The following is a 16,461-nucleotide window of genomic DNA, read 5'->3' as shown; positions in this document are numbered from 1 at the left end:
CCATTCTCAGCCCTTAATCTATATACTCCTACATTCAATTCGGCTACAATTAAACTATGAGAAGGAGGCACCCCAATGGCTGAACCACTTAAGAACATGTACAACGAAACATTCTTTCGACTATTCTCAGAAAAAGTATTAAGCGTATATCCCTCTTTTCAATCTGATACGTTTTTGAAGCTCATTTTTAATGAGGAGTGGGATACTAAAGAACTGAAGCAGCGAATCCGTCATATAAGTGAATGCTTAGCTGAGACCCTTCCAAAGGGTTATTCAAATGCTCTTGCCATTCTTCAAAAGCTCGCACCTACTTGTCGTGGATTTGAATACTTATTCTTCCCCGATTTCGTCGAAAGGTACGGACTTCATTCGCGCGAAGAGTCTCTTCATGCTCTTAAAGAATTGACATCCTCTTCCTCAGCAGAGTTTGCGATTCGTCCATTTATTGAAGCTCACCCTGAAGAAACGATGGCCCTTCTGCTGAAATGGGCTACCAATTCGAATGAGCATGTACGGCGACTTGCAAGCGAAGGCTGTCGCCCACGTCTACCGTGGGCTAAACCACTAACGACATTTAAGAAGGACCCATCGCTTATTATCCCTATTTTACAAGCACTTAAAGAGGATGAAAGTGAGTATGTGAGGAAAAGTGTCGCTAATAATCTCAATGATATTGCCAAAGACCATCCCGCTATAGTAAAGGAGATTTGTTTACAATGGAGAGGGCAGCACCCTCACACTGATTGGATTTTAAAGCATGGCTGCCGCACGTTACTTAGGAAAGCAGATCCTGACATACTAGAATTATTCGGATTTGAACGTCAGCCGCATGTACTAATAGAGGCGCTCACTCTTTCTCAGACATCGATACAACGCGGTGAAAGCCTCACCTTCATATTTCAATTGAAAAATGAGACAAGTACACCATACAAATTAAGGATTGAATACGGAATAGATTTCGTTAAAGCGCGCGGGAAGACGTCGAGGAAGCTATTTAAAATAACAGAAAACACTTATCAAAAGGGGAGCTACTCCTTTGAACGAAACCATTCGTTTAAAGATTTATCAACGAGAAAGCATCATCCAGGGGAGCACTATATCGTTATCATTATTAACGGTGATGAATATGCTCGTTCAACTATCATGCTAACATAATCCTCAATCAGCAACAGGCGTTCCTTGAAAAAGTTAAACTTCCACGGAACGCTTATTTGTATGACTAAAATTCAATTTCCTCCAAATGCAATCCTTGAGCCTCGGCAAAACCTGCACGACTTCGGTCTTTCGTTTGAAGAATATTAGCTACCTCTCTGGCCTGCTTCTCTCCTAACCCGACTTCGATTAAGGTCCCGACCATTTTTCGAACCATATGATATAGAAAGCCATCTCCGATTATTCGAATTGATATTAATCCCTCCATATCATCAATATCGATCGACCGAATCGTTCGTTTCATTGATTTCTTTTTCGACTTCGCATTTGAAAAAGCAGTAAAGTCATGATTTCCTAGAAAGCTCGTACTCGCTTTCTTCATCTCCTCTAGGTTTAATCGATCATTGACATGCATGCTGAACTTTCTTAAGAATGGATTCGTATAGCTTTTGTTCCATATCTGGTATAAATACGTTTTATCCTTTGCATGATAGCGAGCATGAAAACGATCATCGACTTTTTCTACTTCAACAACGCTAATATCATGAGGTAAATATTGGTTAACATAATGTTGTAGCTCTTCGGTAGAAAAGAGTTTACTCAATTTAACATTAGCAATTTGTCCGTAAGCATGGACCCCTGCATCCGTTCGACTACTTCCAACAATCTCGATCTCTTTGCCTTCTAATTTTGTTAAAACTAGCTCAATCTTTCCTTGAATTGTATTCTCTTGATTTCCTAACCTTTGCCAGCCTTTATATCTTGCTCCATCATATTGAATCACCAGTTTGTAATTATTCATGTATGGTACTCCTTCATTATTCATTTCCTGTTCATGTGTGTATCATATCATCCTCATATATGAAATACGAACAAGGGAAGCACTAAAAAAGTGTGGTTTTTAACTTTTTTGGTGCCCTTTAAGCAATAAATCGTCCAAAAAAATGATATGACATTAAACTATTAAGCATAAAATTAGATTTTGCATCTTCTATTATAATAAAATGATATCAAATACAATGAATTTTAAGGAGAATGAATATGAATTTCCATACAGCTCCACACACATTTGTGAGTGCCGTTCATTTACTTGTAGAAGATCTTGAGCGTTCTTTCACCTTCTATACAGAGCTTCTAGGCTTCACCCTTTTTGATAAAAGTGACAATCAAATTCGTTTAACAGCAGACAACTTACACCCAATATTGACCATTGAACAGCCTAAACATATTAAACCGAAAGTTCGACGAACAACCGGTCTTTATCACTTTGCAATCCTTTTACCAAGACGGTCTGATTTAGCTAAGTCTGTTCTTCATTTGAGAAACAACCAGTGGCCGATTGCCTCTTCCGATCATCATGTAAGTGAAGCTATTTACTTATCTGACCCTGACGGAAATGGAATTGAACTTTATACGGACCGTGACCCAGCTTTGTGGCAATGGCAGAAAGAACAAGTCCATATGACGGTTGATCCACTTGATTTTGAAAGCTTATTATCAGAAATACATGAAGATACGGAGTGGAGTAGAATTCCTCCTGAAACCGAAATAGGCCATATTCATTTACACGTTTCTCATATAGACGAAGCCGAACGATTTTATCGTGATGCTTTAGGGTTTGATGTCGTTTGTCGCTATGGTGCACAAGCTAGCTTTCTCTCAACCGGAAAGTATCACCACCACATTGCTATAAATACATGGGCAGGTGTAGGTGCACCGACACCTACGCGGAATGAAGTAGGCTTAAAGCAATTTACACTTATATACCCCTCAGAAAATGCACGGAGTCAAGCCATATATGCTTTACATCAAAAGAGCTTCGAAGTAATTGAGGACAACAAGAAGGTTCTCACTTTCGATCCATCTGGTCAGACAATTGAATTAGACATCCTTAAATAATCAGCTATTTTGTACAAGCCTTTTGTACTACTCTTCTTTTTTTTCTTTGAGAAAGTAGTTTTTTTTCTTGGTAATCATTACTTTTGATATGGCATTTCCCATTAAACAACCTACTTTCTTCCTGCAATTCACCTCCTTTAATTTCGTAAAAAATGATTCTCACTTCCTATGATTTTTATGAGACAATAACAAACGTATTTTGATTACCAAGAAAAGGTGTGATTGTATAATGAGAGAAAATAAAGCTAAGTTTGGGTTAGGGATAGGTATTAGTGTTATTGCCATCTTCTTAATTGGTGGACTTATTGTTTATTCATTCTTGTCATCACCAGAAGTAAAGCTTGCCAACGGTCTACAAAATTTGTTGAACGAAGACCGTGTTCAAGTCGAAAGTGAATTTGACTTAAGCTACGACTTTGACTTCGATGAACTATTGAATGATCCTTACATGAGTGAGATGGATGACTTTGCATTCAATCTTATTGAAGATCTGTTTAATAGTCTTTCAGGAACAAGCTCTATAATCTATGATAAAGAGTTAGATGTTATGGAAGTGTCTGGAACTTATGGAATTTCAGGTGATATTTCAGGTGAAGATATTTCTTTACACATTCCAATATCTATGTATTTCTCTGGAGAAGAGGACGTTATAGCAATTGATTTAGATCCTTACGCTCAATTTATTCCAGAAGCAATTGATGTTATTTCATATAACATTTTACCAAACATCGAGGAAGCTCAAGAGGAATTAGATCTGATTACAGGTGGAGAAGACATAGGAGACTTTTTCTCCAGAGAAGCAAACAATCTATTAGAACCAATGATCGATTCACTGTTTACTAGTAAACAGTTTTCTGATTCGTTAGACTTAGATCGTGACCGTCTGTTTACGCAGTTAGAAGATAACGAACGCTATGTTCTTGAATTTGTATTTGAAAAGATGATTGAGTACTTTGATGAACACAATGAAGAGGAACTGATCACTGAAGAAGACGGGTGGATTTATGTTAACCTTGATGCTCAGCTTCTGCTTCAGTCAATCTTGTATGCATTTGAAGAAGCAAAAGAAAATGAAGAAACTCTTGAAGCTCTTGAAGAAGAATTAGAAGTACCCATTGATACGGCTATTTCAAATACTGAAGAGTTCCAAGAAGATATAAGTGAAATGACATTTGACTTTAACATCGGCTTTCTCATCGAGAGAGGGCAAATTGTAAAGAGCATAACAACCTCGACATTCTCATTTGAAGAAGACGGTATCTCCTTTACGGGCTCCTCAACTGTGAACAGTGAATTCATTTATGGAGAGCAAGCTGCGTTTTCTTTCTACGATGCAGAACGTGATGAGTTAAGTGAGTCTGACATAGACCAGTATCTCTTTGACCTAGAAATGCAAGTTGAGTCACTTCTCGATGAAATATATGCTGATCTTTTTGAAGACATGTACTATGACGAAGAGTTTGACTGGGAAGCAGAGTGGGATGAAGATTATGAATTAGATTGGGATTACGACGAAAGCTATTACGATGAATACTATGACTATGAGCTAACGGAAGAAGAGCTTGAGTTAATTGAATCCATCGAATCGCAAAGCGTTTCTCATGAAGATTTTGATATCTCTGAAGAAGAAATGTACTATTGGGTGCTTGATCTTGAAATTGAAGGCTTTGTAGAGTTTGGTACAGCGGATTATTACTATCCTGAATAAATCTACAGTCTAATGAATACGAAGCCACTGAAAAACTTCTGTTTTTCGTGCTAATAAGATTTTAATTAAAAAGAAAAGGCAAATTCCCTCCATTTTCGGATGAGAATTGCCTTTTCTTTTGCTACTTGTTACTCTTTTTCATTCAAAAGCTTTATTATTCTCTTGGGATTCACCGCAAATATCGTGGTAGCAGCTTGAATTTGCATACCAAACAGACCCGAGGATGATGCAATTTTTAACCCGTGTCTATTTTTTGCTTCTATTTTATAACGTGACTTTGCCATTTCTTTAAACTCTTCTGTTTGTTGAAAAGCTTCTTGATCAGAATGTTCCTCTGATTTAATCGTCACATAATACGATTTTTGTTTTTGCTCCTTTTTTATAACACCCTTCTTGAAATGGACAGATTTTGCACTTTTCAACATCAAATAAGTATCGGACTCGTGGATTCGTCTCTTTCCCTTTTCGTTCATCATATTTTTTGTGAGTAGCCATATGTCAAGCTTTACAAACATACATCCCGGCATCTTTATTAATTAAATTCGAATTCATCATTTTTTCGTGTTCCATGTGTAATGATAGGATGTAGTTTGGAAACAAGGTTCATGTTATTTGTTTTTGCAAATAACATATTGTCTTTTTCAGAGTAGGCTGTTAAATACCCATATATGGACTGAGTGTTATTGTTTCTTCATTTGATTCACCTGCATCTATGTACTACCTAAATGATAAAATAAAATGACAGGGAAGTGTTTGATAAAATGAAACTTCAAACTGTAGATAAAAGGCCTTTGAGTCTCATTTCTCAAAGGTCTTTTTAGACGATTTCTCTTATTTTCTTTTTATCGTTGAAGAGTAGGGGATGTCTATCTTACCTCACAACAAAGCGGACGGGATGGGAGGGCCGACTCCTGCAGGAGGGAAGGGCAGGTTGAAATCCACCGGCGCAGACGGTTAGTTCAACGCCCGCCTGCGGAAAGCGTGCCCCCCATCCCGGGAGCGAGGGCAAAGCTCCCTTTCAAGTCCGAAGTAAACGAGCACTTTTTCAGTGGCCTCATGAATACAGAGGCTGGGACATCATAAAAGTGTTAAATTGAAAAGAAGGAACAATATAAGAATGTAGCATGAAATGTACACATGTGCACCACTATATATTTATTCGTATTTCTTTATTAAAGCACTTTTGTCTCGGCCTCTTTTCCTCTTAATTTGTTTTATACTCTATTTACTTCTCAAACTACTAACGAAGATTACTTCCTTAAACAATTTATAGACATTTATTCTCCTTCATTTTTTTATCACCAGAATAGGCACCTGCCCATATGATGTAAATGTATTTAACTTAAACAGGGAGTGGAGTCGTCATGCTTCAAATTTCTGAGAACCAACATTCGCATTGTATTCGTGCTGAAAAGGTTTATGATTGGATTCATTATATGGACGAAATCACCAAAAAGAAAGTCATCAAATTGCCCTTAACCCCAACCAAGAAAGTAAAAGATCATATGTGCATCAAATTTAAAGTTAATTGTAACGAAAATTCTCCCACGATTATTTGGAAAGCAATAAATGTAATAAGCACAGTTTCTTTCAGCATACAGGCTTCCTCTGAATCTGCATGCGATTTAGTCGTTATGATCGATGACAAAGAACTAACAACACTTACGCCTGGGCAAACATTTAATGCAACTGCTGGATCTTTAGAACGCATTTCCGTACTTTGTAATAGTAACAGTAACGAAGGAATTTGTTGCGGTGAACTTAATATGTCTATCAATTATCAAATTGGTAAAGAAACATGTTTCAGTGATATAAAGACTTCTCGTTGCTTTCTTTCAAATAAAAAAGGAGAACCCATTCACCTTGACACGGATGTATTAATTTGTAAAGAGGTAAATTGTATAGAAGGAAGAAAATCCACTCTATCCCGTTTGCCGAACGGGAAAGCAATTTATCTTCAAGATGTATTAATACGTAACAAATTTTTTATAACAATTGAACTTTTAAATGCGACAGGAACCATTTTACATTCTTGTACATTTCCAATTGACCATGTAACAACGGTTCAACTTTGCGCCCCAAAAGGGACAAATATTCTATGTAAAGTAACAGAATTTCATTGTCTGTCTTTTATTAAATGTATAAAAAAAGATTGTATTGAAATTTGTTATTCCGTTCAGATATGTAAAGATATTAAAGTTATTTACGAAACAACGCTTGACATAAATGGACGCTTGTGTAGTCCTCGTAACCATCAAGACCTAAATCAGCTGTGTACCTTTGAGAAAAAGGCCAGGAAGCAGCCAGACCATTTTTTCCCAATCAAAAATAAAACAGATCCTAGCTAGTAGAACCTGTTTTTCCTATCTTATATTAAATCATCATCTAATCGAATAATCGTAAGTGAAGCTCCTTGCCCACCTTGAAGCGTTGTAACTGTTGCCAATCCAAACAATTCAAGAGAGACTGTATCCCCTGCATTTAGATTCAAAATGATATCTGCGCTATAACTACTTACAGTTAACAATGGGCTACGAGCACTTGCAGCTACTGGGCTTCCATTCACAACTAAACGACTACTTGACAACAAAGCCGCTGTAGCATTTAAGTTATAAGTGATAAAGTACCTACCTTCTAAATTGACTGTAAATACGGTATTTGCCGCATTAACAGTAATATTCCTTAAATTTTGAGCGTTCGGTAAAGGAATTAATGTCCCTCCAAGAAGAACAGTAATAGCCGTTCCTTGCGTATTAGCTGCAAAACCGGATGTCTCAGTCACATTTGGTCCAGGTGGTCCAGGTGGTCCTTCTGGTCCTTCTGGTCCTTCTGGTCCTTCTGGTCCCGCTGGTCCTTCTGGTCCTTCTGGTCCCGCTGGTCCCGCTGGTCCTTCTGGTCCCGCTGGTCCTTCTGGTCCTTCTGGTCCCGCTGGTCCTTCTGGTCCCGCTGGTCCTTCTGGTCCTTCTGGTCCTTCTGGTCCTTCTGGTCCCGCTGGTCCTTCTGGTCCTTCTGGTCCTTCTGGTCCTTCTGGTCCCGCTGGTCCCGCTGGTCCCGCTGGTCCCCTAGGTCCTCTAGGCCCTCTTATGCAGCAATTATCATCAAATCCCATATTTGCCATTTCATATTCTCCTCTCATATTCACCATTCTCATTTATTGCATTATTTTTCAATCTTCCGTTTCACAATTCACTTGATATCGCGGAGTTAAACAGATTAAGCCAGAAGCTATATCATCTGGATTGCCTGATGGCACACTAACTTCAATTCTATTAAAACCAGTAGATGTAAACGCAACACTACTCCCTTCAAATACTGTCAAAGGACCACCTACTAACAAATTCCCATCAAAGAATCTAACTGTAACAAAATCTAATTCTCCAGAATCGTAACCAATAAAACCAGACACATGTACATTTTCTAATCCGGTTATTATATAAACATCTTGTGAAATACCTTGAGGTATGCTCCATCCCGTCGTAATTCTATCCTGCACAAACTTACATTCTGAAGTTTTCCTTACACAATGCTTTGTGCAATTGTGACAACCACAACTCATTCACTACACCCCTCTTTCCCGATAATTTATTACAATTATAATTATTAAACAACCAGGAAAACGGGAACGTACAATGCCTATAAAATAAAAGAAATCATCCACTAAAGATGATTTCCGTTAAATTTCTAAACTCTAACCTCTTAACTACCTTTCATATCTTGATTACTTCCATTAATTGTGCTTCGTCTACTACTAGCATGAATTAAAAATCCAGTACTGACCAAAAACAAACTCCCCGCTAATAAAAAATACGTAAATCGTATCGATCCATCTCCAACTAATATACCAATACTATCTAATATAATCGGAGACAAAAATTGACCTAGAAACAGCATACTTGTCACAACCGCCATTGCCTGCACAACTTGAACACGTGGAACTATACGCGTCACATGATCAAATACGGTCGGCATCAATGATCCAAATCCAAACCCCATCAATCCAACACCACAACCAATGATGATCGCATTTGGTGCAAAAGCTATAATCAAAAAACCAATAGCCATTAACAGTAGCATAACCGTATAGAAAAAACGCTGAAATATTCTCTTTATTTGGGCTAATATAAGACCGGCAACGAAACCGGCTGCTGTTCCAGCCGAAATAACCATCCCCGCATTTTGTGAATTGCCGATGCCTTCTTGCTGCATAAATAAAGCCATATTAGATGGTAATGCAAAGAACACTAGTATAATAAAGAACATAGAAGCACCTGTGAAGTAGACACTTTTTGGTAACGGCTCTAATTTCACCTTACTTCCTCGATCAATGAGCTGTTGTTTCGGCAAAAACAACCAGACAATGATCACGGAGACAACAACTAATGTATACACGCTAAACGCCATTCTCCAACTAATCGCTGACAGAACTCCTGATAATAAAAACAAAACCACACCACCAAGATTATTAACGGCACTTACCTGTCCCATAGTAGTGGTCCGTTCTTGTCCATCAAAGAAATCAGCTACTAACGAGGTCGACAGAGGCATCATTAGACCGACCCCAATTCCTAAAATCGCTCGAAATAATAATAATAACTCAATCGTTGGAACGAGCCCACCACCTAGACCACCAATGAGATAGAAAACCATCCCAATCAGTAAAATAGATTTCTTTGAAAAGCGTCTAGTCAGATGGCTTGAGACAAAAATAAAAGGAATAATCATCACCGAAGGCAAGGTTAAAATCAGTTTAATCGTCGTCTCATTTGAATTCGGAAAGGCAAGAGCGATATCACCTAATGCTGGTGAAATAGCAGCTCCAGCCATCACTGTAAGGAGTGATACCGATAAAATCGCTGTTTTGATCAGTTGCTTATTCATTTACTCCCTTCTTTCCATCAAGCTCCTGAAACACTTTATTCGTAGCAGTATTTCTAAAGGAAATTTCCTTAAGCACTCGTTTTGTTGTTACTACATCTTCTTCAGGTATTCCAGCTGTCGCCTCCTCTAACGTTCGCTGGACTAAATTCATTAAATTAACCTGCTGTTCCTTCCCCTTTGTCGTTAAATAAATTCGTTTGCAACGGCCATCTCTCGGATCCTTCTTCCGATCAATCAGTTGTCGATTCAACATATTTCGAATCAGCCTAGACATGCTTGCCTGATCTCTTCCTGTCCGTTCAGCTAACTCTAATTGTGTCAATCCATCTCGATTCCATAGCTGAACTAAAACCGTCCAATGCTCTGTTGTCGCATCAAACCCATTTTCAGTAAACGTACGTTGCACACTATTAGACAAAGATCTCCCTGCCATTGAGACAAGAAATCCTAACGCATCTTCTAATCGATATGTATTCATCTTTTCAACACCTCAAACGTATCATACTAGCAAAATACTTGTTTATGCAAGTATTTTGCTTGCATAAGTAAACCGTGCAATTCCCTTCTCTGAGTACCTTAATTAGACTTCATTGCCAATTGTAAACTCTATACTCTGAAAAAAATAGGAGGCTGAGACTAAAGTATTTTCATAAATGAGAAGCCGAACAAATACACAGCTGTGCCCATAAACCGCTCCTGAATGTTCGGATTCTCAGCTAAACATTTTTGTTATGTTCCCGACTCACCTCTCAGTCGATCATCCTCTAAATGAAATGCTTGCCTAAATCTTTTCCAATCACACAAAAGCGCTCAAAAGCCTTTTGATACGCTTGATGCCGTTCAAGATCTGGCACAACGACTTCCTTCAACTGAATCGTCTCTTTAATCTCTTTAAAGGAGTTCACTCTACCAATACCGACTAAAGCTGTCCAAGCCCCTCCCCATGCAGCGCTATGATGCGTATCTAATACATAAATGTTCTTCCCAAAAACATCGGCTACCATTTGAACCCAAAAGGACGATCGTGACAAGCCTCCATTCACATAAATTTCTTTCGACTCTCCCGCCATTTCTACAAGCGATTGCTCAATTTGATATAAATTTAAAGTGATTCCTTCAAGAACGGCACGAACGAGATGATGCCGTTTATGAGTCATACTTAATCCAAAGAAATTCCCTTTTGCTTTCTGATTCCATAATGGAGCTCTCTCCCCGTTAACGTATGGAAAAAACAATAATCCATCTGACCCTACTTCAGCCTTACTCGCTTCGTGGATCAACTCCTCCATACCTCCATCATATTCAAGCAACTCCTTTAACCATTGTAAAACAATTCCCCCATTATTAGTCGGCCCACCAATAATTGCAGTTCGTTTATCAAAGGCATACGTGAATGTTTCTAGTCGCTTATTTACTTTCACACCATCTATGAATTGTCGAATTGCACCACTTGTCCCAACAGAAATAGCCACTTCACCAGGTGAAATCGCACCGCTTCCTAAGTTAGCTAGTTGACCATCCGCAGAGCCAATGACACATGGAACACCTTCTAACAATGGGATTTTAGTATCTGACCATTGCGTAATCACTTTTGTTGGTTCCACAATTGTTGACAGCTGTTCTCTTTTTACACCAACTAACGTTAATAAATCATCATCCCAATCATACGTATGTATATTAAAGAGGCCAGTAGCTGAAGCCATTGCGTAATCAACAACTCTTTCTCCAAACCATCTATATAGCAAAAATTCTTTAATCGACATAAAATAGGAAGACTTTACGTAAGGAACATAATTCGTTTTCTTCATCCACAATAATTTCATGAAAGGGGTCATCGGGTGAATTGGTGTACCTGTTTTTGCAAAAATATTTGCACCATTCGTTTTCATGATATCTTCCGCCTGCTCACTACTTCTTCCATCAGCCCATATGATCGCATTCGTCAGTGGGTTCATCTGTTCATCCAGGCATATAAGTGAGTGCATCGCACAGGAAAAACCAACCGTCAACACCTCCCCCTCAAGAACGTTTGCTTTATGCAATATTTCACTCATTGCTTGCTCTGAAAACATGGCAATTTGTTCAGGATCTTGCTCCACCCAGTTATCATTTAAATACTTAGATTCAATCAATTTCTCCGTTTCCGCAATAAGCTTCCCATTCACTGTGAATAAAACCGCTTTCACACTTGTTGTTCCTAAATCCAAACCAATGACTAACTCTCTTGACATATTCTTTTTCTCCTATCCATTCTGTTTTCCTTCTTTTATACTAACATGAACTGATTTGATCTTGGAGGATGATTTATAGGAATAATATTTTTAGAATTATCGGTAGGAAGGATTATAAAATGTATTACAAACTTTGTACAATTGCTTGAATGTCTTGACGCCTACTTAATCGAATGTTACTTTTAGCAATAACAAGTGGTTTTCTGACCTTAAATCAAATTATACTTTTATTAAAAGGATGCGAATAAACGAATGAAACTCGAACAAGCTTATAAAATCATGGAAGTTCCTGAAAACGTTTCAATAGATGAACTAGAAGATAAATACATGATTTGGATCCGTATTTCAAAGTCACAGGAGCAGCTTCAAGACTCCAAATCAGAAGAAAAGTTAGTTAATATGGATCAAATCACCCTTGCTTATACTACGATTAAGAACGATTTAAACGGGATTGATCCAGATGCGACGAACCAACCTACTGGCTTTCGAGAAAAGCTTGATCATTTTTTATATCATTATAAGTTCCAAACCTTTTTTGGCATCGTTCTCGCCTTAATCATCGGATCTATTTTGTACAGCATTATCGACTATCGTATTGAAGAAGCTAGATTAGCTAATCTCCCAGCACCTGACCTAGAGGTACTATTAATAGGTGAATACCATACAGAAGATGTTTCCCCATTAGAAGACTCACTACTAGAACATTTTCCTGAATGGGAAAGAACTGTCGTTAAATTTGAATATGCACCCTCTGAAACTCGAAATGAGCTAGACATGGCTGCTTTGCAAAGAAGACAAATTGTATTTGCCACAGAAGAACCAGATATTTATATAATTGATTTACACCACTTTGATTTGATGAAGGATATGGAGTCATTTCAACCAATTGAAGGATTATCAGAGGAATTACTAGAGAGTATTGACGATAGCCGTCTCCATTATTACCAAGGTGAAAACGAACGAGAGGAACGTTTATATGGTGTTGATATATCAGGAAGTTCTATTTTCGACTCTGTTGATATCATTGCTCAAGAAAAGATCGTAACAATTCGCTTTGATAGTGAAAACATAACGAATATTATCGACTTTCTTGAACAATCAATAATTGAATTGAACTAATAGCTAAGAAGGTCTCATTACAGTCGGAGACCTTCTTTTTAATACACCGTTAAACAAATATAATTTCTTTACGATTACATCAAAAAGGGAAAAACCAAACTTTTTCAATGCCATTCTCATTACATTTGTAGTTGCTCCATTCGATCACAAACCCGTTTCATTAAAGCTATTTCATGACTAATGACCAGTAAGCCAATTCCTCTTTCTTTTGCTATACGTAACAAAGCATCCCAAATTTGCACCTGTGTCACCGTATCAAGCATAGCTGTCATTTCGTCAGCAATTAAAAATTGTGTTTGTGGACCGAGTGCTCTTAATACACAAAAGCGTTGTAGTTCTCCCCCTGATAACTCATTCGGATATCTCTTAAGCCACTTGTGTTGAATCCCCATTAGATCAAACCATTCTTCACTAGGGTCCCAACCTTCTTTTAAAATTTGCTCCATCTTCCACTTCGGATTGACAGAACGTTCAGGGTGTTGATGAATGAGTTGCACCGGGTAATAGGAGTTGGTTTGAATAGCTTTGCCATCTAGCAACACTTTTCCTTCCTTGGCATATTCATAACCAGCTAAAATACGAGCAAAAGTCGTTTTCCCTGTGCCACTAGGAGCTGTTACCCCAACAACCTCCCCATGATTTAAGGAGAATGTTAACTGTCGGAAAATCCACTTATTTTTTTTATAATAAAAGCCGAGTTGTTCTGCTTTAAGTTGCATGATGACACCTTACCATTCCGTTTTCAACGTATCGTACTTCCGGTTTCTTTTTATGACAAATATGAGTGGCCCAATTACAGCGAGGCGAAAACGCACAGCCCTTTATAGACTCACTTAATAACGGCTGATGTCCATCAATCGTTTGGAATTGATTTTGAGGTAATGCCTTCCACAATGCTTGTGAATAAGGATGCTTTAATTGCTCTCCGTTTCCTTTAAATGCTTCGATAGGAGCGATTTCAACAGTCGTACCAGCATAAAACACAGCAACCTTATTCGCAATACGAGTTGCCATTTCGATATCGTGAGTAATCATCATAACAGCAGCACCATCATCAGCTAATTTTCGAAAAGAAGCCAATGTGTCTTTCATCACCTCAGCATCAAGGCCAGGAGTCGGTTCATCAGCAACGAAAAGCTTTGCTCCACTAACCTTTGCAATCGCTAGCAAAATCCGTCGTGCCATTCCACCTGAAAGCTCATACGGGTACATGTCAGCAACATGTTTATCCAATTGAAAGTCATGAAACACTTTTTCCTGAGCCTTATTTTTATTTCCGTTTCTCACAGCATTGCGTACTTGCTTGCCAACTTTCATCGTGGGATCTAAATACGTTACAGATTGTGGGACAAAAGCAATTTCACACCCTCGTAATCTTTCAATCCTCTGTTTCGTTAAATTATGCCCATTATAATACATCCGTCCTTTTACCGTTGCATGATTAGGTAAGATCCCTAACAAAGCGTGCGCTAAAAGACTTTTACCAGATCCACTGGAGCCGACAATGGCGACGATTTCTCCCTCTTCGACCATGACATGTAACTGATGAATAACCTCAAGCTCGTCTTGTTTGAAACGCGAAGTATATTGTTTAAATGATATAGATAAATCTTCAATTTCAAGCAGCGTCAACTAAAGTCCCCTCCCTCATTCATGCGTGTGATATGGATTTAGCAATGTTCGCAAATGACCACCGATTATGTCAAACAGCCTTACTAAAAGAAGTAAGCATAATCCTGGAAAAAAGGCTAACCACCACATCCCCGTTGATAAGTATCGCATCGATTCAGACAAAATAATTCCAATAGCAGGCTGATGAGGTGATAACCCTAAACCTAAAAAGGTAATCGCTGCCTCATGTAAAATCGCATGAGGGAAACAAAGAAAGAACCCGATGAGCATTTGTGGTAGCAAATGTGGCAAAAGGTGCTTCCACGCTATATAATACGTTGATTTTCCTAGTTTATAAGAAATCTGTATATAATCAGCCGACCTTAATTGCATCACTTCTGCTCGAATGACTCTTGCCAAAGCAGCCCAATGTGTTAGTGCAATTCCAATAATAACGCCTTGTATTCCTCCACCAAAAATAAAGGCAATTAAGATTAGAAATATTAAATGGGGAACACTTAAAAATAAATCAATTAACCACGAAATAAAACTATCAACCATTTTACCTAAAGTTGCCGCCATTAAGCCGAGGATAACTGCAATAATGACACTAATACCGGAAGCGATGACTCCTACTCCCATACTTAGAGCTAGCCCCTTTATCGTACGGGTAAACATGTCCCTTCCTAACCAATCTGTCCCAAATGGGTGACTCCAAGATGGTGCAAGGTTACGCACCTCTAGTTGCGTAACAATACGCTCATCACTTAACGCTACACTACCTATTAAGATCACCAGCAACAGGAAGCTCGAAACCATGATTGAAATGAGCATTTTTTTACGGCGATTGAAATTAAGCACCTTATTCATAAACGCTCCTCCTTCACTTTCGGATCAATCATCCGATAAATGAAATCTGCAATTAGATTTCCGAGGAACACAAAAGTTGCACTAAAAAGTACGATACCTAATAATAACGGTACATCTCCTCGCAACCCAGCTTCCACTGTAGCCTGTCCTAATCCAGGATACGAAAATACCTGTTCCGCTAATACAGCCCCACCAAATAACTCACCAAAAGCGGCAAATTGTAACGAAATGGCTGGTAGTGCAATATTTTTTAAGCCATGACGCCGAAGAAGCCTCCAGCCACTTTCTCCTTGAGCACGTGCAAATAAGACATAATCACTCGATAAGACATCAATTAATTTTTCTCTAGTATGCAAGGCAATATTGGCTACACCAATAATACTTAATGTTATTGCTGGTAGCATAAGGTGCTTCACTTTATCTAATAATGTAATATCTTCTGCTAATCTCCCTGCCGGTACTCCTAATCCTACCGGAAACCAACTTAACCAAACAGCAAAAACCATTAATAGCAACAAGCCCATCCAAAAGGTTGGTGTCGAGGCAAGCGTATAGCAATACCATTTAATGGCACGATCCACCCATGTATCCTTCTTCATTGCTGCAACAATTCCTATAACAAATCCAATGACTCCAGATAAAACCCAAGCAATAAACATTAAAACAACCGAATAAAGAAACTTCTCGGCAATAACCTCCGTCACAGGCTTCCGATAAATCATTGATGTACCAAGATCACCTTGGATCACAGCAGAGCCCCAATGAAGAAATTGCTGTATTGGCGGTTCGTTCAACCCCCAATACGCGGCAATTTGTTCACGTTGCTCTGGTCCTACTCTCATCATATCTGCCCCAATATATGCCTGAATCGGATCAATCGGTGAGTATGTCATTAATAGAAAAGTAATGATACACAAGGCTATTAATAACGTACAGAATCTAACGACCTTTTTTGTAATAAAACGTATTAATGAATCAACTTTTACATTCATC

Annotated in this window: 15 protein-coding genes and 1 pseudogene; 5 read left to right on the top strand and 11 right to left on the bottom strand. The window is 38.4% G+C overall.

The window, feature by feature from the left end:
- Positions 1-75 precede the first annotated feature (75 nt).
- Positions 76-1,155 carry a DNA alkylation repair protein gene (locus MW695_RS13580; RefSeq protein WP_247105900.1) on the top strand — a complete coding sequence of 360 codons (1,080 nt, stop codon included), beginning with the start codon at positions 76-78 and terminating at the stop codon, positions 1,153-1,155.
- 64 nt (positions 1,156-1,219) lie between these two features.
- Here MW695_RS13580 and truA read toward each other — a convergent pair whose 3' ends face one another.
- Complete coding sequence (gene truA / locus MW695_RS13575) at positions 1,220-1,954, bottom strand: tRNA pseudouridine(38-40) synthase TruA (protein WP_247105899.1); 735 nt, start codon at positions 1,952-1,954, stop codon at positions 1,220-1,222.
- Positions 1,955-2,193: 239 nt separating this feature from the next.
- Between truA and MW695_RS13570 the strand changes: the two genes are divergently transcribed.
- Both MW695_RS13570 and MW695_RS13565 read left to right on the top strand, forming a co-directional pair.
- Positions 2,194-3,051: a VOC family protein gene (locus MW695_RS13570; RefSeq protein WP_247105898.1), complete on the top strand. Its 858-nt coding sequence runs from the start codon at positions 2,194-2,196 to the stop codon at positions 3,049-3,051.
- A 229-nt stretch (positions 3,052-3,280) separates the two neighbouring features.
- Positions 3,281-4,759: a hypothetical protein gene (locus MW695_RS13565; RefSeq protein ID WP_247105897.1), complete on the top strand. Its 1,479-nt coding sequence runs from the start codon at positions 3,281-3,283 to the stop codon at positions 4,757-4,759.
- A gap of 128 nt (positions 4,760-4,887) precedes the next feature.
- Here the strand turns inward: MW695_RS13565 and MW695_RS13560 are convergent.
- A pseudogene (locus MW695_RS13560) lies at positions 4,888-5,414 on the bottom strand (transposase); the annotation flags it as partial.
- A gap of 709 nt (positions 5,415-6,123) precedes the next feature.
- On the opposite strand from MW695_RS13560, the gene MW695_RS13555 reads away from it, so the two are divergent.
- The gene (locus MW695_RS13555) at positions 6,124-7,107 is read left to right on the top strand and encodes a BMQ_0737 family morphogenetic spore coat protein (protein WP_247105896.1); all 984 of its coding nucleotides are present in this window, start codon (positions 6,124-6,126) and stop codon (positions 7,105-7,107) included.
- Between the two features lie 20 nt (positions 7,108-7,127).
- Here MW695_RS13555 and MW695_RS13550 read toward each other — a convergent pair whose 3' ends face one another.
- From MW695_RS13550 to MW695_RS13530, 5 genes are all read right to left on the bottom strand, one after another.
- A complete protein-coding gene (locus MW695_RS13550) occupies positions 7,128-7,877 on the bottom strand; it encodes a BclA C-terminal domain-containing protein (protein ID WP_247105895.1) in 750 nt (249 codons plus the stop codon).
- A gap of 48 nt (positions 7,878-7,925) precedes the next feature.
- Positions 7,926-8,315 (bottom strand): S-Ena type endospore appendage, encoded by a 390-nt coding sequence (locus tag MW695_RS13545; RefSeq protein ID WP_306421175.1) that lies wholly within the window; start codon positions 8,313-8,315, stop codon positions 7,926-7,928.
- Between the two features lie 140 nt (positions 8,316-8,455).
- Positions 8,456-9,637: an MFS transporter gene (locus MW695_RS13540; protein WP_247105893.1), complete on the bottom strand. Its 1,182-nt coding sequence runs from the start codon at positions 9,635-9,637 to the stop codon at positions 8,456-8,458.
- Entirely contained in the window at positions 9,630-10,115 is a 486-nt protein-coding gene (locus tag MW695_RS13535; protein WP_247105892.1) for a MarR family winged helix-turn-helix transcriptional regulator, read from the bottom strand. The genes MW695_RS13540 and MW695_RS13535 overlap by 8 nt, the downstream gene beginning before the upstream one ends.
- Positions 10,116-10,401: 286 nt before the next feature.
- Positions 10,402-11,868: a gluconokinase gene (locus tag MW695_RS13530; protein WP_247105891.1), complete on the bottom strand. Its 1,467-nt coding sequence runs from the start codon at positions 11,866-11,868 to the stop codon at positions 10,402-10,404.
- Positions 11,869-12,120: 252 nt separating this feature from the next.
- On the opposite strand from MW695_RS13530, the gene MW695_RS13525 reads away from it, so the two are divergent.
- On the top strand, positions 12,121-12,987 hold the full coding sequence (locus MW695_RS13525; protein ID WP_247105890.1) for a hypothetical protein: 867 nt from the start codon (positions 12,121-12,123) through the stop codon (positions 12,985-12,987).
- A gap of 119 nt (positions 12,988-13,106) precedes the next feature.
- Here the strand turns inward: MW695_RS13525 and MW695_RS13520 are convergent, their stop codons facing one another.
- Genes MW695_RS13520 through MW695_RS13505 form a run of 4 tightly spaced genes read right to left on the bottom strand, consistent with a single transcriptional unit; the run spans position 13,107 to position 16,460 of the window.
- Positions 13,107-13,706: an ABC transporter ATP-binding protein gene (locus MW695_RS13520; RefSeq protein WP_247105889.1), complete on the bottom strand. Its 600-nt coding sequence runs from the start codon at positions 13,704-13,706 to the stop codon at positions 13,107-13,109.
- Complete coding sequence (locus tag MW695_RS13515) at positions 13,696-14,619, bottom strand: ABC transporter ATP-binding protein (RefSeq protein ID WP_247105888.1); 924 nt, start codon at positions 14,617-14,619, stop codon at positions 13,696-13,698. The genes MW695_RS13520 and MW695_RS13515 overlap by 11 nt, the downstream gene beginning before the upstream one ends.
- Before the next feature lie 15 nt (positions 14,620-14,634).
- The gene (locus MW695_RS13510; protein WP_247105887.1) at positions 14,635-15,468 is read right to left on the bottom strand and encodes an ABC transporter permease; all 834 of its coding nucleotides are present in this window, start codon (positions 15,466-15,468) and stop codon (positions 14,635-14,637) included.
- Entirely contained in the window at positions 15,465-16,460 is a 996-nt protein-coding gene (locus tag MW695_RS13505) for an ABC transporter permease (RefSeq protein ID WP_247105886.1), read from the bottom strand. Before MW695_RS13505 ends, MW695_RS13510 begins: the two co-directional genes overlap by 4 nt.
- Position 16,461 lies beyond the last annotated feature (1 nt).

The sequence above is a fragment of the Halalkalibacter sp. APA_J-10(15) genome (genome assembly GCF_023017105.1).
In the GTDB taxonomy this organism is placed as follows: Bacteria; Bacillota; Bacilli; order Bacillales; family Bacillaceae_D; genus Halalkalibacter.
The sequence above is the reverse complement of the archived record's forward strand: the minus strand, read 5'-3'. Positions and strand labels throughout refer to the sequence as shown.